General features: G+C 63.2%; 25 protein-coding genes and 1 pseudogene. 6 read left to right on the top strand and 20 right to left on the bottom strand.

Annotated elements, in window-relative coordinates:
- Positions 1 to 351: pseudogene (locus QZ266_RS08510) on the bottom strand (hypothetical protein); the annotation flags it as partial.
- A gap of 118 nt (positions 352 to 469) precedes the next feature.
- On the opposite strand from QZ266_RS08510, the gene trmFO reads away from it, so the two are divergent.
- Positions 470 to 1,870, top strand: a complete 1,401-nt coding sequence (gene trmFO / locus QZ266_RS08505) for a methylenetetrahydrofolate--tRNA-(uracil(54)-C(5))-methyltransferase (FADH(2)-oxidizing) TrmFO (protein ID WP_367178224.1) — start codon at positions 470 to 472, stop codon at positions 1,868 to 1,870.
- Positions 1,871 to 1,952: 82 nt separating this feature from the next.
- Here the strand turns inward: trmFO and QZ266_RS08500 are convergent, their stop codons facing one another.
- Positions 1,953 to 2,648: an SDR family oxidoreductase gene (locus tag QZ266_RS08500; protein ID WP_295693933.1), complete on the bottom strand. Its 696-nt coding sequence runs from the start codon at positions 2,646 to 2,648 to the stop codon at positions 1,953 to 1,955.
- A 67-nt stretch (positions 2,649 to 2,715) separates the two neighbouring features.
- Positions 2,716 to 3,537, bottom strand: coding sequence for a squalene/phytoene synthase family protein (locus QZ266_RS08495; protein WP_295693930.1), 822 nt, complete (start codon positions 3,535 to 3,537; stop codon positions 2,716 to 2,718).
- 105 nt (positions 3,538 to 3,642) lie between these two features.
- Between QZ266_RS08495 and QZ266_RS08490 the strand changes: the two genes are divergently transcribed.
- A complete protein-coding gene (locus QZ266_RS08490; RefSeq protein ID WP_295693928.1) occupies positions 3,643 to 4,248 on the top strand; it encodes a superoxide dismutase in 606 nt (201 codons plus the stop codon).
- 74 nt (positions 4,249 to 4,322) lie between these two features.
- Positions 4,323 to 5,591, top strand: coding sequence for a serine hydrolase (locus QZ266_RS08485; RefSeq protein ID WP_295693926.1), 1,269 nt, complete (start codon positions 4,323 to 4,325; stop codon positions 5,589 to 5,591).
- A 188-nt stretch (positions 5,592 to 5,779) separates the two neighbouring features.
- Here QZ266_RS08485 and QZ266_RS08480 read toward each other — a convergent pair whose 3' ends face one another.
- From QZ266_RS08480 to QZ266_RS08400, 17 genes are all read right to left on the bottom strand, one after another.
- Positions 5,780 to 6,388: a urate hydroxylase PuuD gene (locus QZ266_RS08480; RefSeq protein WP_295693923.1), complete on the bottom strand. Its 609-nt coding sequence runs from the start codon at positions 6,386 to 6,388 to the stop codon at positions 5,780 to 5,782.
- A gap of 94 nt (positions 6,389 to 6,482) precedes the next feature.
- A complete protein-coding gene (secF, locus tag QZ266_RS08475; protein ID WP_295693921.1) occupies positions 6,483 to 7,427 on the bottom strand; it encodes a protein translocase subunit SecF in 945 nt (314 codons plus the stop codon).
- Between the two features lie 15 nt (positions 7,428 to 7,442).
- Positions 7,443 to 9,101 (bottom strand): protein translocase subunit SecD, encoded by a 1,659-nt coding sequence (gene secD, locus QZ266_RS08470; protein WP_295693918.1) that lies wholly within the window; start codon positions 9,099 to 9,101, stop codon positions 7,443 to 7,445.
- Between the two features lie 50 nt (positions 9,102 to 9,151).
- Positions 9,152 to 9,481 carry a preprotein translocase subunit YajC gene (gene yajC, locus QZ266_RS08465; RefSeq protein ID WP_295693916.1) on the bottom strand — a complete coding sequence of 110 codons (330 nt, stop codon included), beginning with the start codon at positions 9,479 to 9,481 and terminating at the stop codon, positions 9,152 to 9,154.
- A 171-nt stretch (positions 9,482 to 9,652) separates the two neighbouring features.
- Positions 9,653 to 10,585: a M23 family metallopeptidase gene (locus tag QZ266_RS08460; protein WP_295693913.1), complete on the bottom strand. Its 933-nt coding sequence runs from the start codon at positions 10,583 to 10,585 to the stop codon at positions 9,653 to 9,655.
- A 123-nt stretch (positions 10,586 to 10,708) separates the two neighbouring features.
- Complete coding sequence (locus tag QZ266_RS08455; RefSeq protein WP_295693910.1) at positions 10,709 to 11,098, bottom strand: hypothetical protein; 390 nt, start codon at positions 11,096 to 11,098, stop codon at positions 10,709 to 10,711.
- A 36-nt stretch (positions 11,099 to 11,134) separates the two neighbouring features.
- Positions 11,135 to 11,776 (bottom strand): protein-L-isoaspartate(D-aspartate) O-methyltransferase, encoded by a 642-nt coding sequence (locus tag QZ266_RS08450; protein WP_295693909.1) that lies wholly within the window; start codon positions 11,774 to 11,776, stop codon positions 11,135 to 11,137.
- Between the two features lie 45 nt (positions 11,777 to 11,821).
- A complete protein-coding gene (gene surE / locus QZ266_RS08445; RefSeq protein ID WP_295693906.1) occupies positions 11,822 to 12,616 on the bottom strand; it encodes a 5'/3'-nucleotidase SurE in 795 nt (264 codons plus the stop codon).
- A gap of 497 nt (positions 12,617 to 13,113) precedes the next feature.
- Positions 13,114 to 14,391 carry a serine--tRNA ligase gene (gene serS / locus QZ266_RS08440; RefSeq protein ID WP_295693903.1) on the bottom strand — a complete coding sequence of 426 codons (1,278 nt, stop codon included), beginning with the start codon at positions 14,389 to 14,391 and terminating at the stop codon, positions 13,114 to 13,116.
- Between the two features lie 70 nt (positions 14,392 to 14,461).
- Positions 14,462 to 15,277, bottom strand: a complete 816-nt coding sequence (gene tatC, locus QZ266_RS08435) for a twin-arginine translocase subunit TatC (protein WP_295693900.1) — start codon at positions 15,275 to 15,277, stop codon at positions 14,462 to 14,464.
- 5 nt (positions 15,278 to 15,282) lie between these two features.
- On the bottom strand, positions 15,283 to 15,774 hold the full coding sequence (gene tatB, locus QZ266_RS08430) for a Sec-independent protein translocase protein TatB (protein WP_295693895.1): 492 nt from the start codon (positions 15,772 to 15,774) through the stop codon (positions 15,283 to 15,285).
- Between the two features lie 3 nt (positions 15,775 to 15,777).
- On the bottom strand, positions 15,778 to 16,002 hold the full coding sequence (locus QZ266_RS08425) for a twin-arginine translocase TatA/TatE family subunit (RefSeq protein ID WP_295693892.1): 225 nt from the start codon (positions 16,000 to 16,002) through the stop codon (positions 15,778 to 15,780).
- Positions 16,003 to 16,103: 101 nt separating this feature from the next.
- Complete coding sequence (gene scpB, locus QZ266_RS08420; protein ID WP_295693888.1) at positions 16,104 to 16,913, bottom strand: SMC-Scp complex subunit ScpB; 810 nt, start codon at positions 16,911 to 16,913, stop codon at positions 16,104 to 16,106.
- The gene (locus QZ266_RS08415) at positions 16,906 to 17,721 is read right to left on the bottom strand and encodes a ScpA family protein (protein WP_295693885.1); all 816 of its coding nucleotides are present in this window, start codon (positions 17,719 to 17,721) and stop codon (positions 16,906 to 16,908) included. The genes scpB and QZ266_RS08415 overlap by 8 nt, the downstream gene beginning before the upstream one ends.
- A 63-nt stretch (positions 17,722 to 17,784) precedes the next feature.
- Positions 17,785 to 18,801, bottom strand: coding sequence for a beta-N-acetylhexosaminidase (gene nagZ, locus QZ266_RS08410; RefSeq protein ID WP_295693883.1), 1,017 nt, complete (start codon positions 18,799 to 18,801; stop codon positions 17,785 to 17,787).
- Complete coding sequence (locus QZ266_RS08405; RefSeq protein WP_295693881.1) at positions 18,798 to 19,634, bottom strand: SPOR domain-containing protein; 837 nt, start codon at positions 19,632 to 19,634, stop codon at positions 18,798 to 18,800. Before QZ266_RS08405 ends, nagZ begins: the two co-directional genes overlap by 4 nt.
- A 98-nt stretch (positions 19,635 to 19,732) precedes the next feature.
- Entirely contained in the window at positions 19,733 to 20,923 is a 1,191-nt protein-coding gene (locus QZ266_RS08400; protein ID WP_295693878.1) for a deoxyguanosinetriphosphate triphosphohydrolase, read from the bottom strand.
- A gap of 94 nt (positions 20,924 to 21,017) precedes the next feature.
- Here QZ266_RS08400 and erpA point away from each other — a divergent pair, with 94 nt between their 5' ends.
- From erpA to QZ266_RS08385, 3 genes are all read left to right on the top strand, one after another.
- Positions 21,018 to 21,347 carry an iron-sulfur cluster insertion protein ErpA gene (erpA, locus tag QZ266_RS08395; RefSeq protein ID WP_295693875.1) on the top strand — a complete coding sequence of 110 codons (330 nt, stop codon included), beginning with the start codon at positions 21,018 to 21,020 and terminating at the stop codon, positions 21,345 to 21,347.
- A gap of 58 nt (positions 21,348 to 21,405) precedes the next feature.
- Entirely contained in the window at positions 21,406 to 21,753 is a 348-nt protein-coding gene (locus QZ266_RS08390) for a DUF1428 domain-containing protein (RefSeq protein ID WP_295693872.1), read from the top strand.
- Between the two features lie 6 nt (positions 21,754 to 21,759).
- A partial coding sequence (locus QZ266_RS08385) for a nitroreductase family protein (RefSeq protein ID WP_295693869.1) occupies positions 21,760 to 22,014 on the top strand: 255 nt, incomplete at its 3' end.

The raw sequence follows: 22,014 nt of genomic DNA, 5'->3' as shown, positions 1-22,014 counted from the left end.
GAACAAAGCCGCATTGTGCCAACGCCAGGCCCGCTCCACGGGGTCCCCGCGCGCCCTGTCTGAAAGTTGAGCGGCTTCGCGCCAGGCGATCTGTGCCGTCTCATAATCCTGGTTGAGGGCGGCACCATACCCGTAATTCTCAGCGAGCGTCGCGAGGACGGCCAGGTCTATATCTGCGGCCTGCCCGGCCTCGTAGGCCCGATTGGCCGCATCCAGCACGGCCGCGGCATCGCCCGCCCGCATCGCCGCCTCGAACGCGAGATAAGGCTCGGTCACGGATTCCGGCAGCCCCTGGGCATAGGCAGCATTGCCCAAAGCAAGTGCGATCAACGCGCCAAACAACCACTTCATGAAACAACCCCCTGTTGTGCCGATTTATCGGTACTCCCAACGCGGCCGTCAAGCCGACACGACGACTTTGCCCCGCTCCTGCCCCCTGCGACTTGACTCCCCCGCGCCCCGGCTCGATATGCCGCGCATGACAGATCACGCAATCAAACCCGTTCACGTCATCGGCGGCGGCATGGCCGGCTCCGAGGCGGCCTGGCAGCTCGTTTCCAAGGGCGTGCCCGTCATCCTGCACGAGATGCGCGGCGTGAAGGGTACCGACGCCCACCATACGGACGGTCTGGCCGAGCTGGTCTGCTCCAACTCCTTCCGCTCGGACGATCACCGGACCAATGCGGTGGGCCTCCTGCATGAGGAAATGCGGCGCCTCGACTCGATCATCCTGCGCCAGGGTGATGCGTCCCGCCTGCCCGCCGGCGGCGCGCTGGCCGTGGATCGTGACGTCTTCTCGCAGGCGGTGACCAAGGAACTCTCGGAGCATCCGCTGGTCACCATCAATCGCGAGGAAATCCCGGCCCTGCCGCCGGAGGACTGGGACAGCGTCATCATCGCCACCGGCCCGCTGACTTCGGAAAGCCTGTCCGAGGCGATCCTGAAACAGACCGGTGAAGGCGAGCTCGCCTTCTTCGATGCCATCGCCCCGGTCGTCTATCGCGACAGCGTCAATACCGAGAAGGCCTGGTTCCAGTCACGCTATGACAAGGGCGAGACCGATGCCGAGCGCAAGGCCTATCTCAACTGCCCGATGGACAAGGAGCAGTATGAAGCCTTCATCGACGCGTTGATTTCGTCCGAGAAGACCGAGTTCAAGGAATGGGAGGCCAATACCCCCTATTTCGACGGCTGCCTGCCCATTGAAGTCATGGCCGAGCGCGGCCGGGAGACGCTGCGTCACGGACCGATGAAGCCGGTCGGCCTGACCAATCCGCACAATCCGACGGTGAAGCCCTGGGCCATCGTCCAGCTGCGCCAGGACAATGCGCTGGGAACTCTGTTCAACCTCGTCGGCTTCCAGACCAAGATGAAATACGGCGCCCAGGGCGAGGTGCTGCGCATGATCCCGGGCCTCGAGGAGGCGCGCTTTGCCCGTCTCGGGGGCATTCACCGCAATACCTTCCTCAACTCACCCAAACTCCTCGACGCGCAATTGCGCCTGAAAAGCCAGCCGCGCCTGCGCTTTGCCGGCCAGCTGATCGGGGTCGAGGGCTATGTCGAGAGTGCCGCTATGGGCCTGCTGGCCGGTCGCTATGCCGCCGCCGAACGATTGGGCACCAGCTTGACGCCACCGCCGGCCACCACGGCGCTGGGCGCCCTGATCGGCCATGTCACCGGCGGCCATCTGGATGGCGGCAAGGGCTCCTTCCAGCCGATGAATGTCAATTTCGGCCTTTTCCCGCCGATCGAACAGCCGACCATCGATGCCGAGGGCAACCGCATCAAGGGCAAGGCCAAGACCCCGGCCCGCAAGATGGCGATGTCGGAGCGGGCGCTGGCGGACCTGGCGAGCTGGCAGGCCGCCTGACCGACACGCCAGCGTTGATTCCCGAGTCCACTCGCGCCGAGCATCTCGGCGAAGAGTGATACCGACTTTCGTCAGGGCCTGCCTACCAGGGCAGGTCCTGGCCGGAGACGTGGTAGAAGCGGCCGCTCATCACCGGATTGCCATAGGCGCGGGCGATCAGATCGAGCTGTCCGGAGACTGATTCCTGGACGGTCAGCTGACCCTGCGGGCCGCCCATATCGGTTTTCACCCAGCCCGGGTGGAGGATGAGCACAACGATGCCGCGATCCTTCAGGTCGATGCTGAGCGATTTGCCGATGGCGTTGAGCGCTGCTTTCGAGCTGCGATAACCGTAGGCACCCCCGCTCTCGTTTTCGCGCACAGAACCCATGCGAGAGGATTGCAGCGCAATCACTTTCATCTCGGATGCCTCGACCTGGCCGGCAAAGGCCTCGACCAGGGCCAGCGGCGCGATCGTATTGACCCTGAACTCATCCAGCATCGCCGCGCCGGCCGCCTGGCCGAAGGCGCGGGTTTCGCCCGACGCCATGCCGGCATTGGCGAAAAGCAGGTCGACCGGTCCGGTCACGACCGCGGCAAGCGCCGCTGCGCTGGCCGGGTCGGCCGCGTCATAGGCGTGAATATCCAGCTTGCCTTCACCCTCGGCCAGAGCTGCCAGCTCGGTGGCGGCATCCGGATTGCGGACAGCCGCGCTGACATGCCAGCCGCGCTCGAGCAATTGCCGGGCATGTTCCAGCCCGAGTCCGCGATTGGCTCCGGTGATGAGCGCATGATGCATAGGTCGTCTCCCTCGTTGCCGCCATGTTGGACGCGAGGCGGGTCCGAGTGCAAGAGGCGGACGCGGTCTATCGGCCGCTCAATGCCAGCCATGTCAGTCGCAACCGACGAGAGAGGGGATTGATGTCCGGCGCCAGCCCGTAGGGATTGGCCGGCAGGCGCGCGAGATGGGTCGATGCGAGGCGGCAATAGCCGATCGCGGGCACGGCCTCGGGCGGGATGGGCCCGGCCATGGCCAGGCGCTCGCAGGCCGCCCGCGCGGCCTCGATCACCCCTTGGCGCGCCTCTGCGACCTTCGCCTCGCCCAGCCCCTGGGCCAGCATGGCCGGGGTCGCGCCGACGGCGCCAAGCGCGTCACCGCCAACCGGAGCCCGCCCGATCCGGGCGCGCAGCGGAAACGCCCGCAGCAAACCGGTCAGACCCCAGGCACGCCCGGCCGCAAGCACGGTGTCGTCGGACACACTGTCCGCCGCGTCGAGCGATTTCAGCGCCAGCCGAGCCAGACACACGGCCGTATTGTCGACATAGGCCAGAATGTCTCCGAGGTCCGTAAAGGGTCGCGCGGCGATATCGTCGAAACGCGCCTCGATCATCGGCGACACATCCGCGAGACCGATCTGACCGGTCAGCGCCGCCAGGCCCTCGGTCACGTCATGGCGCCGCACTTTCTGCGGCGTCGCATAGAGATCGGCGATCGCGTCGCGCCACCAGGTCAGCTTCATCTCGCCTATCAGGCTTTCCGAGCTGCTGTCCGCAATCCGTCCGAGCTCGTGATTGAGCCCGTACAAGGCAAGCAGGCCGGCCCGCTGGTCGGTCTGTGCGAAAAGCGCGCACAAATAGCGGTCCGGGTCAGCGGTTTGCAGCAAGCTGTCGATTTCTTTGGCTGTCATGCGTCTCCCCGGTGGACATGGCCGCAGTCCACACCATATGTGCGAACATGAAAACGGCCCAACCGGCCCACATCCTTCCCGACTTTGTCACTGCAAGAGGTACTCATGGCTTTCACCCTGCCCGATCTTCCCTACGCCAAGGACGCGCTGGCCCCCCATATCTCCTCCCAGACGCTCGATTTCCACCACGGGAAGCATCACAACGCCTATGTCGGCAAACTCAACGGCCTCGTTGACGGCACTGATCTGGCTGCGCTGTCGCTGGAAGACGTGATCAAGGCGTCGGCCGGTGACGCCGGCAAGGCCGGTATTTTCAACAATGCCGCCCAGATCTGGAACCACACCTTTTACTGGCAGTCCATGCGTCCCAATGGCGGCGGCGCCCCGACCGGCGATCTGGCCGCGATGATCGATCGTGATTTCGGCTCCCTGGACGCCTTCAAGACGGCCTTCGCCGATGCCGGCGCCACGCAGTTCGGCTCCGGCTGGGCCTGGCTGGTTCTGGCCAATGGCAAGCTGGAAGTCCGCAAGACGCTGAATGCCGAGACCCCGCTGACCGAGGATGGCGTGACCCCGCTTCTCACCATGGATGTCTGGGAGCATGCCTATTATCTCGACTTCCAGAACCGCCGCCCGGACTACATCACCACCTTCCTCGACAAGCTGGTGAACTGGGAATTTGCGGCTGAAAATCTCGCTGCTGCCCAATAAGCCCCTCGTCAGAGCGGCCCTTGCGCCCTAACCTTCCCCCCGGTCGATAAACACTATCCCGAGGGGAAGGTTAGATGGCGTTCAAACAAGCCATGGCAGCGCTCGCGCTGGCCACAACAACGGTCCTGCCTGTTTATGCGCAGGACATACCCGTCTCCGACAATCCCGAGGCGCTGGGCTTCCAGCCCGACGTGCTGGGGGCGCTTGATGCGCGTCTGGACGAACTCGCCGCGGAAGGCGCCCGTCCCGGCTATGCCGCGATCATTGCCCGCGGTGAACAGATCGCATTCATATCCGAGGCCGGACAGATCAATCTGGAAACCGGTGAGGCGTTCACTGTCGACAGCCCGGTGCGGATCGCCTCGATGACGAAACCCGTCACGGCGGTCGCCATCATGATGCTGGTCGAACGCGGCACCGTCTCGCTGGACGACCCCGTCAGCGACTACATCCCGGAATTCGCCGGTGCGCACGTCGCCGTTTCACCGATGGCCGGAGAGGACGGCGAGATCGCCACGCGCGCTCCGGCGACCGCCATGACGGTCGAACACCTGCTCACCCACACAGCGGGGATCGGCTATATTTTCGAGGGGGAGACGGATCTGGGCCGCCTGTATCTCGACAATTCGCTGTATGCCGGCGAGGGCGACCTGGAAGCCCGCATGCAACAGCTCGCAGCCCTGCCGCTCTATGCCGATCCCGGTGATCGCTGGATCTATTCCTATTCTCTGGACGTCGCCGGCCGTGTCGTGGAGGTCGCGTCAGGGATGCCATTCGAGACCTTCCTGGAAACCGAAATCTTCACCCCGCTTGCCATGCACTCAACCGGCTTCTTCTTCGACGATGTTGATTTCGAGGAAGACGCCATGTCGCCGCTATACGTCCATACCGAAACAGGTGAGATGGTGGCGATCGACCAGGGCAATCCCGACTGGGCCTCAGGGGGTGGCGGACTGGTTTCGACAGCATCCGATTACATCCGCTTTGCCATGATGCTGGCCAATGGCGGCTCGCTCGGCGAGGTCTCCATCCTTGCGCCGGAAACCTTTGCTGAATTCGCGCGTCCCTATGCCACAACAGATCAGCTTGGCGATGGCTGGGACGGCCGCGGCTTTGCTCTGGGCATGGACATTGTCCTGCCTCCGGAGGACGGCCAGCAGCCTGCCGGCATTCCCGGCGATCTGAGTTGGGGCGGGTTGTTCGACACCGACTTCTTCGTCAGCCCGCAGACCCGGACAGCGGCCGTCATCATGACCCAAATCCAGCCGTCCGAGCACCGTCCGGAGCCACGCACGCTGCGGGTCTTCCGCCCCATGGTCTATGGCAGTTTCGCGCAGCAGTGAGGGCGACTGAAAGTTTTTCCGAACCGGGCGACGGAAAGCTGTCCGGTGCTGCGTTGTAGAAGGGCAACGGGCCGCAACCCCTCCCTTCCTCGCCGGCTCGGATGCTCACGTACCCCCCGAACGTGAACAGGGCCCGCCATGTCTCCGGCGGGCCCTGAACGTTTCAGGTCAGCAAAGTGGCTCGGACGCTAGCCGAACACGGTCTGCGCCATGGCCATCGCGATCAGCATCGGGAAGGACAGGAGCGTATTGGTGCGCGAGAACAGCATCGCCGTGCGGGCCGCCTTCGGCTTGGCCTCGGCATCGGCCTCGACAATACCCAGCGCGATCTTCTGATTGGGCCAGATCACGAACCAGACATTGATCGCCATGATGATGGCCAGCCACATGCCGATCCCGATGAAGGAATATTGCGGTGAGTAGGTGTCGGAGACGATACCCAGGCTGAGCACTTCCATCGAATAGCCGCGCAGGCCTGCCACCATGAGGCCGGTCAGGACAGTGAAGGCCGCGCCCCAACGGAACCAGAACAGGGCTGCCGGCGCGATCACCTTGCCGATTGCCGGCTTCTGATCATCCGGGATGTTCGGCATGTTCGGGATCTGCACGAAGTTGAAATACCAGAGCAGACCGATCCACATGATGCCGGCGACAACATGCGTCCAGCGTGCGAGCGCCTGCCAGAAGGCACCGTCGAGCGCGATCGCGCCAGACATGACATAAGCGCCCAGATAGATTGCGGCGAGCACGAAGGAGACGATTACCGTCGTGCGCAGATTGCTGAGAATTCCAGCCATTTTTCCCTCCCCATTGAGCAGAATCATCCTGCCAGTGGAGGGAAATTACACCGGAATTCGCCTCTCAGGATAGGGCCGCAACCTCTACACCCGTTCAGCTGTCGCTGCTGTCACGCTGAACATTGGTGAAGAGCAGGATCGGCGCGGCCACGAAGATGGACGAGAAGGTCCCGATCAACACGCCCCAGATCATCGCAAAGGCGAAGCCTTTCAGGGCGGTTCCACCGATGAGGTAGAGCGAAATCAGCGCCACCAGCGTGGTCACGGAGGTCAGGATGGTGCGCGACAATGTGTTGTTGATCGACAGGTCGAGCACTTCCTGCAAGGGCTTGCGCTTGTACTTGCGCAAATTCTCCCGGATCCGGTCATAGACCACGACGGTGTCATTCATCGAATAACCGACAATGGTCAGGATGGCGGCGACGGTCGCCAGGTCAAAGGTCATCTGGGTCAGCGAGAACATGCCAACCGTCGCGATGACGTCATGCGTCAGGGCGATGATGGCGCCGACCGAATACTGCCATTCGAACCGGAACCAGATGTAGACCAGCATCAAGAAGAGCGCGACGCCAATGGCCGTGAAACCGGTGATGATCAGCTCTCCGGACACCGCGCCACCAATCACGGTCGTGCCGCGCATGTCGATGGTCGGATACGCAGCCTCCAACGCGGTTTCCAGCGCTTCGCGCGCATCATTCTGGGCCGCCTCACCCTCGAGACCCTCACCTTCCTGCAAGGGCAGCGAAATAAGGTAGGTGGTCAGGCCTTCACCGGCGCTGCCGGCGCCCTGGACCCGGGCTTCGCCCAGACCCAATGCATTGGCCGTGGCGCGCAAATCTTCAATCGCGGTGCTCTCATCGGCGACCACTTCGGTCTGGATGCCGCCGCGAAAATCAATGCCGAAATTGATGCCGACTGTCGCGAACTCGAACATCGAGAAAGCAATGAAGAGCGCGGACAGTCCAAGGGCAATGAAACGTCCGCGGATGAAGGGGATCGTGCCCGAGGTCGGGAGATATTTGACGAGTGCGAGGGACATGTCGGTTTCCTCCCCTTAAAGCGGCAGCTTGGTGGGCTTGACGGCCCGCAGCCAAAGAACCGCCAGAAGGCGGGAGACGACGAAAGCGGTGAAGACCGAGGTCAGAATGCCGACCCCCAGCGTAACCGCGAAACCCCGCACCGGTCCGGCACCGAGCATGTAGAGCACGGCAGCGGCGATGAAGGTGGTGATATTGGCGTCGAGAATGGCCGCGAGGGCCCGCTCATAGCCGGCCTGGAGGGCCTGCACCGGCGTTCGGTTGTTTTTCGCCTCTTCGCGTATTCGCTCATAGATCAGCACATTGGCGTCAACCGCCATACCGATGGTCAGGATGATGCCGGCGATGCCCGGCAGGGTCAGCGTCATCCCGAGACCGGACAGGCCGCCCAGGATCAGGACCACATTGACCAGCAGGGCTGTGGTGGAGAAGACACCGAAGACACCATACATCGCGATCATGAAGGCAATGACGAGGGCAAAGCCGATCGCCACGGCAAGGCGGCCGCTCTCGATCTGGTCACGACCCAGCGAGGCCGTGACGACCCGTTGCTCGACCGGTGTCAGCGAGGCTGGCAGGGCACCCGCATTGAGCAGGATGACCAGCTGATTGGCCGTCTCATAGGTATAGCTCCCACCGATGACGCCGGACCCACCCAGGATCGGTTCATTGATGGTCGGTGCCGTGATGATCTGGTCATCCAGCACAATCGCAAAGCGGCGACCGCGATTGGCGCGGGTCAGCTCGCCGAAAATCAGCGCGCCCTGGGTATCGAGCCGGAAACCGACAACCGGACCGACGAAATTCGGATGGTTGGCGACGACATAAGACTGATTGAGGTTTTCCCCGGTCAGGCGTTGGCGCGTTTCGACCGCGAGCCAGGCAGTCCCGCCCGAATCCGCCAGCGGGAAGACACTCACACCCGGTGGCGTGCGTCCCTGGCCATTCGGCCCGGGATCCACATTCTCGTCCACCATGTGAAAGCTCATCGAAGCCTGGGTAGCGACCAGATCAATGATTTCCTGCGGATCATCAGCCCCCGGCACCTGCACCAGAACCCGGCGATCACCGGAGCGGGCAATGGTCGGATCGGTTGTACCGAGACCGTCGAGACGGCGGCGAATGACCGTGATCGACTGTTCCAGCGTCCGGTTGCGGATCGACTCATACTGCTCGGACGTCACGGTGATGCGAATGGCGGACGGGTCCGACTGATCAGCCGAGATGTCATACATGTTGGCAAAGCCGGCCTGGCCTGCACCCGTCGTGACCGGTGAATTGAGCGCTCGGATACGCTCCAGCGCCGTTTCACGCTCTTCCGGGCGCAACATCAGGACAACCACTTCGTCGCCGATCACGGAGACCGAGCGGGCGAGCACGGGCGGCGCATTGCGCAGCGAGGTGCGGATGTCGGAGGCCAGCGCTTCCAGCTGGGCATCACGGACCTCGTCCATATCGACTTCAAAGACGATATGCGAACCGCCCTGGAGGTCGAGACCGAGATTGATCGTCCCGGACGGGATGAAGCGCCAGATGCCGTTGGGCGTACGTGTGCCATCCGCCTCATTGATCGTATACCGGTCGGTCTCCGGCACGAAATTGGGGATGGTGTACATCACGCCGAGAAGCGTGATGAAGATGATGGAAAAAAGTTTCCAACGCCCGAAATGCAGCATGACAGCGCGGCCTCTTGGTCAGGGACGATCAGGGGTGACGGTCAACCGGCTCAGCCGATTTCCTTGTCATCCTTCTTGTCGTCATTCTTGGCATCATTGGCCGGCTTCGGAGCTGTGCGCCCCTTCACGTCAGCGATCGTGGAGCGGACGATGCGGACTTTCACGCCCTCACCCAAATCCAGCGTCACTTCTTCATCACCGACCTTGGCAATCTTGCCGATCATGCCGCCCTGGGTGATGACTTCGTCACCCCGCTTCAGGCCCTCGATCAGGGTTTTATGCTCTTTCATCCGCTTTTGCTGCGGGCGGATGAGCAGGAAGTAGAAGACCAGGCCCATGAGGACGAGCATGGGAATCGGTGATTGCAGAAACTGTTCCATGAAGTAGCGCGCTCCGCGACTGGTGGGTGTGTGACGCAACAAATCTGCGCATGAACCCGGAAATTCGAATGCGCGGGACTATATCGGGACGAGCCTTGGTTGCAACAAGGGTCGGCTGTTGGAAAGCGGTGCTATTGTGTGACCTTCGCCACAGTCTGACCGGTCCGGACCCTAGTTGAGATAGGACATCGGATCGACCGGGTTCACCCCCGATCGGATCTCGAAATGAACCTGGGGACGGTCTACCGTCCCGGTCGCCCCGGCCTGGGCGATGATCTGGCCGCGGGAAATCTGGTCGCCTTCACGCACGAGAAGACGGGAATTGTGGGCATAAGCCGTCACATAGCCACCCGAATGGCGGATCAGGACGAGCTGGCCGTAACCGGCGAGCTCACTGCCGGCATAGACGACCTGGCCCGGAGCTGCGGCGCGCACCTCGGCGCCGGACGGCGCCTCGATATTGATACCGTCATTGCGCTCGCCATTGGGCCGGCGACCGAAGCTGGACAGAACCTGGCCACGGATCGGCCAGTCAAAGCGAGGCGCTCCGGCTTCAGCCGGCGGCGGCGTGTAGGTGTCGCGGTTTGACGCGCTGGTCGGTGCGCGCGAGGAGCCACCCGATGTCGTGCTGGCGACCTGGGTTCCGACCGGCAAATTGATCTGCTGGCCAACCTCGATCTCATAGGGTGCCCGGATGCCATTATGATTTGCGAGCTGCTGGAAGGGCACGCCATAGCGCAGGCCGATCCGATAGAGGTTTTCGCCGCGCTGGACGACATGGACCGGCGGACGCGGCATCGCAATCGTCTGCCCGACACGCAGCGTGTAAGGCGCGTTGAGACCGTTTGTGCCGGCCAGGTCAGACATGCTGACCCCGCAGCGTTCAGCGATTTCCGACAGGGTGTCATTGGTCCGGACGGTATAGCCGGAGCCGCAATTCATGCTCGCGCGGCGCGGGGAACGCGCCGATGAGGAGGACGAGGAAGACGATCCATTGCCGAAACTGCGATAGTCCACCCGCGCCGGCTCACGCGGGTTGGAGGCGCAGGCCGCAAGGCTCGCACTCACCACCGCAACGAGGCAGATCAGGGACATTCGACGCATTTCGGACTCGACCTCCGACAGGAAAAGCCGGGCCATCAAGCCAGAGAAGGCTTAACCGGCGGTTATCCACGCCGTCTCTTCCCGCAAGCCGGGTGCAATTTTAATGTAGCGGCCTGCCGGCGGTCATTCGTTCGAAAGCGCGGCCAGGCTGGCCAGACACCAGGCACGCCCGTCCGCCTCCGAGGCGACGACGCAAAAACAACTCTCCCAATCCCCGACCAGCTCGGCAATCATCGCCTGGCGCTCGGCGCCGTCATGCCCATGCGGGGGCAAATAGGCGAAGGGGCGTGCTTCGAGCACGCCAAGAAAATCATCCCAGACCTCACGCGAAAAGCTCGACTTGGCCGGCAATTCCGCGAGGCTTGCGTCGATAATGATGCCTTTCAGGCGACCGGACTGGATATCCTGGCGTACCCGCTCTTCCGTCGCCGCATGCTCGGTGCGCGAGGCGAGCCCGGTTATGATCACCCGGGCCAGGCCGTTCTCGTCCGGATCGAAATACGCTATCCCCATATCGTCACCCTCGCACACTCACCGGCAGAATAACCGCTATAGCGCCCGCGCCTCACCCTTCACCAGGGGCACGAAACGCACATCCATGATGTCGGTTTCGGTGATGCTGTCGCACTCGCGGACATAACGCACCAGAACCTGGCGGGTCTCACGATCCACCGGAGCAACCGCGATACCGCCATCCTTGAGCTGTTCGAGAATGGCATCCGGCCGCGTCGGCGCCGAAGCCGTCAGGATGATGCGGTCAAAAGGCGCCTGTTCAGGCCAGCCGATCGATCCGTCGCCGATACGGGTCACGATATTGCTCAGGCGCATGGCCTCGAAACGGGCCTCCGCTTCACGCGACAGCGTGCGATAGCGCTCGACCGAATAGACCCGCCGGGCCAGCCGCGCCAGGACGGCGGCCTGATAGCCCGAGCCGGTCCCGATCTCGAGCACCTTGCAGCGGTCATCCAGTTTCAGCGCCTGGGTCATCAAAGCCACGATGAGCGGCTGTGAAATGGTCTGGCCGCAATCGATTGGCAGGGCCCTGTCATCATAGGCCTGGTCGCCAAAGCGTTGCGGCACGAAGAGATGACGCGGGGTGCGTTCGAGCGCGCCCATGACCGTGGCATCGGTCACACCGCCACCACGCAGGCTCATCACGAGCTGGATCATGCGGGGATCAGGCATCTGCATGCGAGGCAACCTTCTTCGCGAGCCAGTACGCCGCCGGAGGCGGGATCAGGATTTGGGCGGAACGCCGCCGAGCATGCTCTTCAGATTGCCCAGCGTCTCGCCATGGGTGAGGTCCATATGCAGCGGCGTGACAGAGATCTTGCCATCATAGATCGCGCGCAGATCAACCCCGTCCGGCGGATTGGACAACAGGCCCTTGAAGGCAAGCCAGTAATAATCCATGCCACGCGGGTCGGTCCGGTGCTCGGCGTGAAGAATATGCTGGTCGCGGCGTCCCTGGCGGGTGACCTCGACCTCTTCGACATCATCCGGCTTGCGGTCCGGGAAATTGATGTTGATCAGCACATCATCCGGCCATTTCAGATCGAACAGGCGGCGCAGGATCGGCGCGCCATACATCTCTGCGGTCTCCCACTGGATCGGGTCATCCTTGCCGAAGCCATAGGCCTGGGACAGCGCCACCGAGGGTATGCCGAGCTGCATGCCCTGCATGGCTCCCGCGACAGTGCCGGAGAAGGTCACGTCCTCGGCGATGTTCTGGCCGCGATTGACACCGGACAGGACGAGATCGGGCTGCTTGCCCGGGATCAGGTCCTGTACGCCCATCAGCACGCAATCCGTCGGCGTCCCGGAGACGGACATGCGCCGTTCGTCGAAATGCCGGACCCGCAGCGGATCGTGCAGCGACAGAGACCGCCCGGCCCCGGACTGCTCCTCGGCCGGCGCCACGATCCAGACATCGTCCGTCAGCTGGCGCGCAATCGTCTCCAGCACTTTGAGCCCGTGGGCCCGGATGCCGTCATCATTGGTGAGGAGGATGCGGGGATTTTCAGGGATCATGATCAACCGGTCGCTTGCTGTGTTGGCGTTCGCCTGCTTCTAAAGCAATTCGAGCCAGCCGCCAGTCCCCGGACGCGGTCACAAATGTGCCAGACAAGCGACAGGCGGCCCTTGGGGAGGACCGCCTGTGCACTCGTCAGACCAGTTCAACACTGCGACGACCACCAGATTTCCGGCATGTCGGGCACGGGCAGTGCCAGGGCAGTATCATCCTGGGGCAGGCCGAAAACACCCAACCGGGCAAGTCGAATGCCTCTGCCTGACCAAGCGTGCGATGCACGCCCTTGAGTTCCGTTCCGGCAACGCCGCTCCCGGTGAGAGAGACTAAAATCATCAAAAGCGAGCAATCACCCAAATGGGTGAGCGCACGAGCTCGGCCCCGGCACACCAGGGGTGCGAGACGACAGCCCTTGATCCCGACATCCACGCGAGGCCGCAGCCGCGTCGACCGGGCAAACGGGATGTCTGAGCTACTGGCAGGGCTGGAGGCCCTTGAATCAGGCTGTAATCGTCTCCGCTCCGCCCATATAGGGGCGCAGGGCTGCCGGAATGGAGATCGAACCGTCTTCATTCTGGTGATTTTCCAGAACCGCGACGAGCGCGCGTCCGACGGCAACGCCGGACCCATTCAGCGTGTGCAGGAAGGCCGGACGCTTCTCGCCATCCTTGCGGAAGCGGGCATCCATGCGGCGGGCCTGGAAGTCACCACAGGTCGAGCAGGAGGAGATCTCGCGATAGCAATCCTGGCTCGGCATCCAGACTTCCAGATCGAAGGTGCGGCGGGCGGAAAAACCCATATCGCCGGTACACAGCTTCATGACCCGATAGGGCAGTTCGAGCAGCTGCAGGACTTTCTCGGCACAGCCGGTCATGCGCTCGAGCTCGGCATCGCTCTCGTCCGGCGTCACGATCGAGACCATCTCCACCTTCTGGAATTGGTGCAGGCGGATCATGCCGCGCGTATCGCGCCCCGCCGACCCCGCTTCAGACCGGAAACAGGGCGTATAGGCGGTCATGCGCATGGGCAGATCGGTCTCGGCGTGAATGGTTTCGCGCGCGAGATTGGTCAGCGGCACTTCCGCCGTCGGGATCAGCCAGCGATGATCGGTCGTACGGAAGAGGTCCTCGGAAAATTTCGGCAATTGACCGGTCCCGAAGACGGCCTCGTCGCGCACCATGTAGGGCGGGCTGACCTCTTCATAGCCGTGCTCGGTGGTGTGCAGGTCGAGCATGAATTGCGCCAGGGCCCGCTCCATGCGAGCCAGGCCACCGCGCAGGGCGACGAAGCGCGAACCGGACATTTCCGCCGCCTTCTTGAAGTCCATCTGGCCAAGGCCTTCGCCAAGATCGACATGATCGCGCGGCTTGAAACCCATGGCCCGGGGATCGCCCCAGCGACGCACTTCCTCATTGTCCGCCTCATCGGCACCCTGCGGTACGTCGTCATGCGGCAGATTCGGCAGCGCCGCGAGATGCTGATTCAGGGTCTCGTCAAAATGGCGGGCCTGCTGACCGGCTTCCTCGAGCACGGATTTGAGACGGTCGACCTCACCGCGCAGACGGTTGAACTCGGCCTCGTCGCCGGTCGCCTTGGCCTTGCCGATCTGCTTTGACAGCGTATTGCGCTCGGTCTCGGCATCCTGCTGCTTGCCCAGCGCATCACGGCGGGAGGCATCAAGCTCGATCAGGATCGCGGATTGCGACGCCAGGCCACGCTTGGCGAGGCCAGCGTCGAAAGCGTCGGGATTGTCGCGGATGAGCTTGATGTCATGCATGGGTCTGATCCGGTTGGAGTGAAATAACGAGGCCGGGCTATAGCCCTGCCCGCGCGCGCCGTAAACCGGATCAGCCGTCTTCGGCCTCGTCCGCGTCTGTCTCGGAAGACTGCATCAGGTGCATGCCTCCGATCGAGATGAAGTAGAGCAGCATCAGGGCGCCACCGAGCATGATCTGTGAAATCGGGTCCGGCGGTGTGGCAAAGGCTGCAAACAGGGCAATCCCCACCACCGCGAAACGCCAGCCCTTGAGCAGCGTCTTCGCCTTGAGGATGCCGGCCTTGGCCAGCAGCATCAGAAAGACCGGCATCTGGAAGGAGATGCCGAACACCAGCATCAGCGTGGTGATGAGGTTCATGTAGTCGGAGACATTGAGCAAAAGCTCGATCCGCGTCCCGACCAGTTCCGCCGATTGCTCCTGGCCCAGCGAGAAACGCATCACCATCGGCAGGACGAAGAAATAGACGAAGCTCACGCCCAGGCCGAACAGGATCGGCGACATGGCCAGGAAAGGCGCGAAGGCACCGCGCTCATTCTTGTACAGACCCGGCGCGACAAAGCCGTAGATCTGCCAGGCGATGACCGGGAAAATGATGATGATCGAGCCGACCAGGGACAATTTCAGGCGGACGAAGAAAAACTCCAGCGGAGCGAAGAAATTGGCGGTCAGGTCCAGCTCTTCCACCGGGACGCCGCGAACGATCGATGCCGCGTCACGATAGGGCAGAAGCAGCCATTGATAGAGCGTCTCGGAGACCAGGAAACAGCCAATGAATCCGGCCAGCAAAAAGCCCATGATCACCACGAGGCGCGAACGCAGTTCGACCAGGTGCTCGATCAGCGGCGCGCGGCTGGCCTCGACTTCATCTTGCTCGATCTCAGCCATCCGGCTCAGCGTCCCTTGATTTCATCGACCGGCCTGGCAGGTGCCGGCTCGATCGGCTCTGCCGCATCACCGCTTGCAGCCGCATCGGCTTGCGCATCGCTTTCCGGTGTTGCGCTTTCCGGCTTCCGGACGTCGAGGGCGGCCGGCTTTTCCGACTGGGCGTCTCCGCCCTCCGCCTGGCCCTTCTCGGCATGCTTCAGCTTCAGGGCGCGGATATCATCGTCCTGCGTACCGCGTGCCGCCTTGTCGAGTTCGCCATGAATCTGGTTGATCGGATTGGCATCCTTGAGCGCCTCGATCTCGCGGCGCAGTTCGGACAGCTCGGTCTCGCGACCGATCTCCTCGAAACTGTTCTGGAAATCCTTCGCCATGGCGCGGGCCTGGGCCATCATCTGGCCGACCTTGCGCATCATGACCGGCAATTGCTGTGGCCCCACCACGACCAGGGCGAGGACCAGGACCACCAGCAATTCCGGCATGCCAATGCCGGGGCTCATCGCCTAGCTCCCGGTTTTTTCGTCTTCGCGGGCCTCGGTATTGAGCGAGCCGGCCGGCGTGTCGCTGTCGGCCTCGTCACCCTCGCCTTCATCATCCTTCAGTCCCTTGCGGAAACTGGTGATACCCTTGGCGAAGTCACCCATGACCGAAGCGATTTTCCCCCGCCCGCCGAACAGCAGGACGGCGAGAAGAACCACGAGAAGAATTTGCCACATACCGGGAGCCATATGCCCCTCCGTCTGAACCGAGTTAACTGGGTCTACTGCGTTTGCCGGGCCTCGTCCAACCTGTCAGTCAGGCATCGGGACGAATGATCGCACGCCTGGCGTCACGCTGCACCATCCGGGTCGTCATCCCCATCCATGAAGTCGACATGGAAGGCATGGGCCTCCTCGTCGCTCAACGGGTCTTCCAGAAGGTCGGGTTCGACACTGCGGGTCGGATCCGGAACCGAGAAATCCGGCGGCAGGCGCGCATCAAGCAGGCCGGCGGCCTTGAGGTCCGACATGCCGGGCAAATCACCGATCGACTGCAGCGAGAAATATTCCATGAAAGCCTGGGTCGTGCCGTAGGTGACCGGGCGACCGGGGGTGCGGCGTCGGCCGCGCGGGCGCACCCAGCGCAGTTCGAACAACAGGTCCAGTGTGCCCCGAGACACCGCGACGCCGCGGATTTCCTCGATTTCGGCGCGCGTGACCGGCTGGTGGTAGGCAATGATGGACAAGGTCTCGAGCGCCGCCTGGGAAAGCTTGCGCGGCTCTTGCTTGACCTCGACCAGCACGTCAGCCAGGTCCGCTGCCGTTTCGAAACGCCAGCGTCCGCCCACTTCGGTGAGATGCACGCCGCGTTCAGCGTATTCTGCCTGCAGCTTCGCGAGCAGGTCCTGGATATTGGTTTCCAGCGGCAGCCGTCCGATCAGGGTTTCCTCGTCCAGCGGTTCGGCGGCGGCAAAGAGCAGCGCTTCCAGCACGCGCAGATTCTGGCGCTCGGTATTGACGGCGAGATGCACGCCGAGCGCCTCGGAGGCTTCGGCATCGGCGACCACGCTGGGCCCCTGGTGCGCGGCCCGCTCGCGCAATGCGGAGATCGCGCTGGAGATTGCGTCCGCTGGCTCTTCAGTCGTTGTTTCGTCACTCATCGGTCGCGTCCCCTTCCCCCGCCTGCGCCCTCACGAAGAGCGGCGCATAGGCTTCACGCTGACGCAATCGTGCATGGCCCTCCTTGGTGATTTCAAGCGCGGCCAGCATTGAACTGGCACGCACTGACCGCATCGGAGGAGGATTGGCACCCAGCTCCCCGGCCCCGGGAAGCAGGCTGTCCAGTTCACGCCATTCACTGATTTGCGGCATCAGTGTCTCAAGGCGATCCCTTGCAGTTTCCAGGCCATAAACCTTGGGCGTCGGCGGGCGGTAAACAGACCGCGCCTGTTTCACGCGGCGACTGGCATAGGCCGACAGCAAGTCGTGCAGATCGGCTTCATAGACGACCGAGCGCGTCGCCCTTACGCCCTCCGGCATGCCGCGCCCGTGAATATCCGTGCCCAGCAGCGACCGGGCGAACAGCGCGTCACCCGCCGCCCGCATCGCTTCCAGACGGCGCAGCCGAAAGGCCAGGGCGGCAGCGAGGGCCTCGGCCGGCTGCTCCTCCTCATCCTTCTGCGGCTTGGGCAATAGGAGTTTGGACTTCAGGAAAGCCAGCCAAGCCGCCATGACCAGATAGTCGGCGGCCAGGTCGAGACGCTTCTGGCGCGCCGCTTCCATGAATTGCAGATATTGTTCGGCCAGTTCGAGGATCGAGATCTTCGCCAGATCGATCTTGCGCTTGCGGGCCAAGGCGAGCAGGAGGTGAAGCGGTCCCTCGAATCCGTCGAGGTCCACAACGAGCGCATCGGTCTCGGCGTTCTCGGCGGCTTCAAACCGGACGTCTTCCTCGAATTCCTCGCTCACAACGCTCCCATTTCAGGGCGCCCGTTTCAGGGCTCCCGCTTCAGGCGGCTGACCGGATCCGGATCAGGCGGAAAGCCTGTCCAGCCAGCTATTGAGACGCGATTCGGCGTCGACCGGGTCAAAATCCTCGATCACGTCTCGCGCCGACTCGGCAGCCTCGGCGCGCTCCAGCGCCTTGCCGGCCAGGGATGTCGTGCCCTCGGCGACGGCCATCATCTCACCCATTTCGCCATTGCAGTGCAAAAGCATGTCGCAACCGGCCCCGAGCGAACGCTCGCCGCGCTCGCGGAATGTTCCGGTCAGCGCCTTCATCGACAGATCATCCGTCATCAAGAGCCCGTCAAACCCGATCTCGCCGCGGATCACCTTGCCAACCAGTTCGGCGGACTGGGTCGCCGGGTGATCGGAATCGATATCGGCGTAGACAATATGAGCCGTCATCGCCATGGGTGCGTCGTTCAGACCCTTGAAGGGCGCGAAGTCGGTTTCCGACAACAGGCCATGCTCTTCCGGGACGACCGGCAATTCCAGATGACTGTCGGCCAGGGCCCGCCCATGCCCGGGGATATGCTTGATGATCGGAGCAACACCGCCGGCCATCAGGCCTTCCATCGCAGCGCGGCCGAGATGGATGATCGGCTCCGGCGTCCGCCCGAAGGCCCGGTCGCCGATAATGTCATCAGCCCCCTCGATGCGCAGGTCGGCCACAGGTGCGCAATCAACATCGACGCCGATCGTGCGCAGCTCGTGCGCCAGAAGCCGGTGATTGATGCGTGTGGCCTCGATCGCCATTTCCTCGTCGACCTTCCACAGATCGGCGAAGCGTTCGGCGGCCGGCGCGGCGCGCCAGGTCGGCGGACGCAGACGCGCAACCCGCCCCCCCTCCTGGTCGATCAGGATCGGCACATCACGACCGACACAATCGCGCAGCTCCAGCGTCAGCCGCGAGACCTGGCGAATACTGTCGATATTGCGGGCAAACAGGATGAAGCCCCACGGGTCGATATCGCGAAAGAAGGCTTTCTCGTCCGGACCGAGCCGGGTCCCCGCGAGGCCGTAGATCACGGAGGCAATCGTCATCGGCGTGCCACCAGGCAGTCCTGGCCGCGTGACTGCAGGGTCGTGCAGAAACCGACGGCATCGCCACGATCCGCAAAGGCCGCAATCCGCAGGCGGTGATAAGTGCCACGCCCCTCGATCTCGACAGTGGCCACATCCGGCGCCATGCCAGCGGAAATATCGGAAAAACGTGTCCGGAAGGCGACCCAGGCCGCTTCGGCATCCGATTCGGTGCGGAAAGAGGCGATCTGCACCACCCAGCTGCCCGAAAGGTCGACGCCGGCCGTCGCTGTCGGGGCCGCAGCCGGTACCGGATCGGGTTCGCGGGCCGGCGTCTGCACGACGGGTTCCGGTTCCGGATCGGGCTGCCGGGCCGGCCTTTGCGGCGCCGGGCGCGGCATGGCGTCCGGCAGGGCTTCGGTCTCGACGGTCGGATCTGCCGCCGCGTCGGCATCGACCTGTTCGACACGCAGGCTCGGACGAGCGGAGTCTTCAAGCGGTTCTTCCGGCGCCGGGCGCAGGGAGACGGTGTCATCACCGGCATCATCGCCGGTCAGGCGGTCATAGACTTCCAGTTCCGTATCCGGCGTCTCGGCCCCACCGGGATCAATCGGGCGCTCGCGATAGGGTTCTTCATTGGGGACAAGGCGCGGCGCACCATCGCGACCACTATCGCGCAAGCCCTGATTATAGGCGCTCCAGACCACGCCGAGAAAAAGGACGAAGGCGGCCAGGGCGGTAGTCAGCAGCAACAGGCCGCGACGCGCGTCCTCGTCGCGCGCGTCGAATGTGGCAAACTCGTCCGCCGGTGGTGCGTAGGCGCCGATCCGGCTTTCCTCGTCCTGGTCTGTCATGAATTCCGGTTCTCACCTCAGGTCCGGCGGCCGCGCGAATCGCGACAGGCAGCCATACGATAACATCGCGGCAGGAATGCCCTTACCGCCGCGACAGTTTAGAAATACCCCTGCACGGTGAAAAGCCGTCTGTGCTCTTCCACTGCAAAGCGATCTGTCATCCCGGCGATATAGTCGCAAACCGCGCGCGCTGTCTGCGCCGTACCGGCCGTCGACATGCTCGCCTGTACATCGCTGGGCAGCACGCCCGGATCACTCAGATACAGGTCGAACAAGTCACTGGTCACACGGCGCGCCTGGCTCATCATCCGGTTGACCTTGTAGTGCCGGTACATGTGGGCAAAGAGATGGCGACGCAGCGCGGCCAGATGCAGGACCATCTCTTCGGAGAAGGCCACGACCGGATGGTCAAGCGCCCGCAAGTCCCGGGCGTTCTCAGGCTTGGCCTTGTCGAGGCGCCGACGTGTCTCGGTCAACACATCCTCGACCATGACGCCAATCAGCTCGCGAACAGACTCATGGACAATGATCGTCTGCGGCTTGTCGGGCCAGCGCTCGCGGGCGCGGCGGAAAATGTCGCCGACCAGCGGCAATTCAAGCAATGGCTCCATCTCGAGGAGGCCGGAGCGAAGCCCATCATCGATATCGTGATTATTATAGGCGATATCATCTGCCAGGGCGGCCACCTGGGCTTCGAGGCCGGCATGGGTCTCGAACTCCAACTCACGCCAGCCCTCATAATCGGTGAAGGCCCAGGGCAGGTCCGCCTCGCCCCGGCCAGTCCCAAGCAAGGGGCCGTTATGCTTGACGACGCCTTCCAGCGTCTCCCAGGTCAGGTTGAGACCGTCGAATTCCGGGTAGCGCACTTCAAGCTTGGTGATCACGCGCAGGGTCTGGGCATTATGATCAAAGCCGCCGAAATCCTTCATCTTCAGCGCCAGCACCCGTTCACCCTCGTGCCCGAAGGGCGGATGCCCGAGATCATGGGCGAGCGCGAGCGCCTCGGCGAGATCTTCATCTCCGCGCAGCGCGCGTGCCAGGGTCCGTGCGATCTGCGAGACTTCAAGGGAATGGGTCAGGCGCGTGCGGTACTGGTCACCTTCATGGGCCACGAAAACCTGGGTTTTCTCCTTCAGTCGCCGAAAGGCCGCAGAGTGGATAATCCGGTCGCGATCACGCTGGAAGGCGTTGCGCATCGCACTGTCAGGCTGGGCAAAGCGGCGGCCGCGCGACTCCGCCGGGTGACAGGCATAGGGCGCGCGGGTTCGGTCGGTCGCGGCGATGATCATGTCAGGGGGGCCTTTTATCCGCGCTGAGGGAGGTCCATATAAGACCACACAGGCAGAAACCAAAGGCCCGCCGGGCCCAGCATCAGGCGCTACCATGTCCGTCAATGTCTCGCTTTCCGCGTCCGCCGCGAAACAGATCAACACCATCATCACGGCCCAGGCCTCTGCCGGGCTGCTGCGCATCGGCGTCGTCGGCGGCGGCTGCTCCGGCTTTTCCTACACATTTGACCTCGATGAGACAGTCAATAATGACGATCTGGTGATCGAGCGCGACGGCGCCAAAGTCGTCATCGACGAAGCGTCCCTGCCCTTCCTGGACGGTTCGGAAATCGATTATGTCGACGAGCTGATCGGTGCCAGCTTCAAGATTCACAACCCCAACGCCACCGCCGCCTGCGGTTGCGGTACGAGTTTCTCGATCTAGACCTCGCCCCTCGCAGGAAGCTGCCCTATCCTTCCCCCCGGGAAACGGGAGGAAGACCATGGCCTATGTTCAGGGATATGTGGCGGCCGTGCCGGACGAAAACCGGGACGCCTTCATCGAAAGCAGCGTCGCCATGTGTGCGATGATGAAAGAATTCGGCGCCTTGCAGGCCGTCGATTGTTGGGGCGCTGATGTACCGGAAGGCGAGCTGACCTCCTTCCCGAAGGCTGTGCAGAAGAAGGACGGCGAAACCGTCACCTTTTCCTGGGCGGTCTGGCCGGACAAGGCAACGGCCGACGCCGCGATGGAAAAGATGATGGCCGATCCGCGGATGAAGGCCGATGAGATGCCCTTCGACGGCAAGCGACTGATTTTCGGCGGTTTTGAGTCACTGGGCGAGATCTGACACTTCATGGCCAGCACATTTTCCGACATCGCCCGGCGCCGCATTTCAACACGTGCCTTCCTCGACACGCCGGTCAGCGAAGCCGAGATCCGCGAAATTCTGGACACTGCCCGCTGGGCGGCATCCGGCGGCAATATCCAGCCCTGGACCGTCCATGTCGTCACCGGCAAGGCGCGACAGCGCGTGATCGAGACCGTGCGCGCCCGCCTCGAGGTCGATCCATTCGGCGACGAGAATGATTTCGGTGCCTATCCGCAATCC

Origin of the sequence: uncultured Maricaulis sp., from assembly GCF_905480005.1 — a bacterium.
Lineage (GTDB): Bacteria > Pseudomonadota > Alphaproteobacteria > Caulobacterales > Maricaulaceae > Maricaulis.
The sequence above is the reverse complement of the archived record's forward strand: the minus strand, read 5'-3'. Positions and strand labels throughout refer to the sequence as shown.

Bases quoted from the DNA above. Each gene is read 5' to 3' on its own strand.
- trmFO (WP_367178224.1), top strand. From the start codon at position 470: ATGCCGCGCATGACAGATCACGCAATCAAACCCGTTCACGTCATCGGC.
- QZ266_RS08500 (WP_295693933.1), bottom strand. From the start codon at position 2,648: ATGCATCATGCGCTCATCACCGGAGCCAATCGCGGACTCGGGCTGGAA.
- QZ266_RS08495 (WP_295693930.1), bottom strand. From the start codon at position 3,537: ATGACAGCCAAAGAAATCGACAGCTTGCTGCAAACCGCTGACCCGGAC.
- QZ266_RS08490 (WP_295693928.1), top strand. From the start codon at position 3,643: ATGGCTTTCACCCTGCCCGATCTTCCCTACGCCAAGGACGCGCTGGCC.
- QZ266_RS08485 (WP_295693926.1), top strand. From the start codon at position 4,323: ATGGCGTTCAAACAAGCCATGGCAGCGCTCGCGCTGGCCACAACAACG.
- QZ266_RS08480 (WP_295693923.1), bottom strand. From the start codon at position 6,388: ATGGCTGGAATTCTCAGCAATCTGCGCACGACGGTAATCGTCTCCTTC.
- secF (WP_295693921.1), bottom strand. From the start codon at position 7,427: ATGTCCCTCGCACTCGTCAAATATCTCCCGACCTCGGGCACGATCCCC.
- secD (WP_295693918.1), bottom strand. From the start codon at position 9,101: ATGCTGCATTTCGGGCGTTGGAAACTTTTTTCCATCATCTTCATCACG.
- yajC (WP_295693916.1), bottom strand. From the start codon at position 9,481: ATGGAACAGTTTCTGCAATCACCGATTCCCATGCTCGTCCTCATGGGC.
- QZ266_RS08460 (WP_295693913.1), bottom strand. From the start codon at position 10,585: ATGCGTCGAATGTCCCTGATCTGCCTCGTTGCGGTGGTGAGTGCGAGC.
- QZ266_RS08455 (WP_295693910.1), bottom strand. From the start codon at position 11,098: ATGGGGATAGCGTATTTCGATCCGGACGAGAACGGCCTGGCCCGGGTG.
- QZ266_RS08450 (WP_295693909.1), bottom strand. From the start codon at position 11,776: ATGCAGATGCCTGATCCCCGCATGATCCAGCTCGTGATGAGCCTGCGT.
- surE (WP_295693906.1), bottom strand. From the start codon at position 12,616: ATGATCCCTGAAAATCCCCGCATCCTCCTCACCAATGATGACGGCATC.
- serS (WP_295693903.1), bottom strand. From the start codon at position 14,391: ATGCATGACATCAAGCTCATCCGCGACAATCCCGACGCTTTCGACGCT.
- tatC (WP_295693900.1), bottom strand. From the start codon at position 15,277: ATGGCTGAGATCGAGCAAGATGAAGTCGAGGCCAGCCGCGCGCCGCTG.
- tatB (WP_295693895.1), bottom strand. From the start codon at position 15,774: ATGAGCCCCGGCATTGGCATGCCGGAATTGCTGGTGGTCCTGGTCCTC.
- QZ266_RS08425 (WP_295693892.1), bottom strand. From the start codon at position 16,002: ATGGCTCCCGGTATGTGGCAAATTCTTCTCGTGGTTCTTCTCGCCGTC.
- scpB (WP_295693888.1), bottom strand. From the start codon at position 16,913: ATGAGTGACGAAACAACGACTGAAGAGCCAGCGGACGCAATCTCCAGC.
- nagZ (WP_295693883.1), bottom strand. From the start codon at position 18,801: ATGACGATTGCCTCCGTGATCTACGGCCTCGCGGGGACCCGGCTCGGT.
- QZ266_RS08405 (WP_295693881.1), bottom strand. From the start codon at position 19,634: ATGACAGACCAGGACGAGGAAAGCCGGATCGGCGCCTACGCACCACCG.
- QZ266_RS08400 (WP_295693878.1), bottom strand. From the start codon at position 20,923: ATGATCATCGCCGCGACCGACCGAACCCGCGCGCCCTATGCCTGTCAC.
- erpA (WP_295693875.1), top strand. From the start codon at position 21,018: ATGTCCGTCAATGTCTCGCTTTCCGCGTCCGCCGCGAAACAGATCAAC.
- QZ266_RS08390 (WP_295693872.1), top strand. From the start codon at position 21,406: ATGGCCTATGTTCAGGGATATGTGGCGGCCGTGCCGGACGAAAACCGG.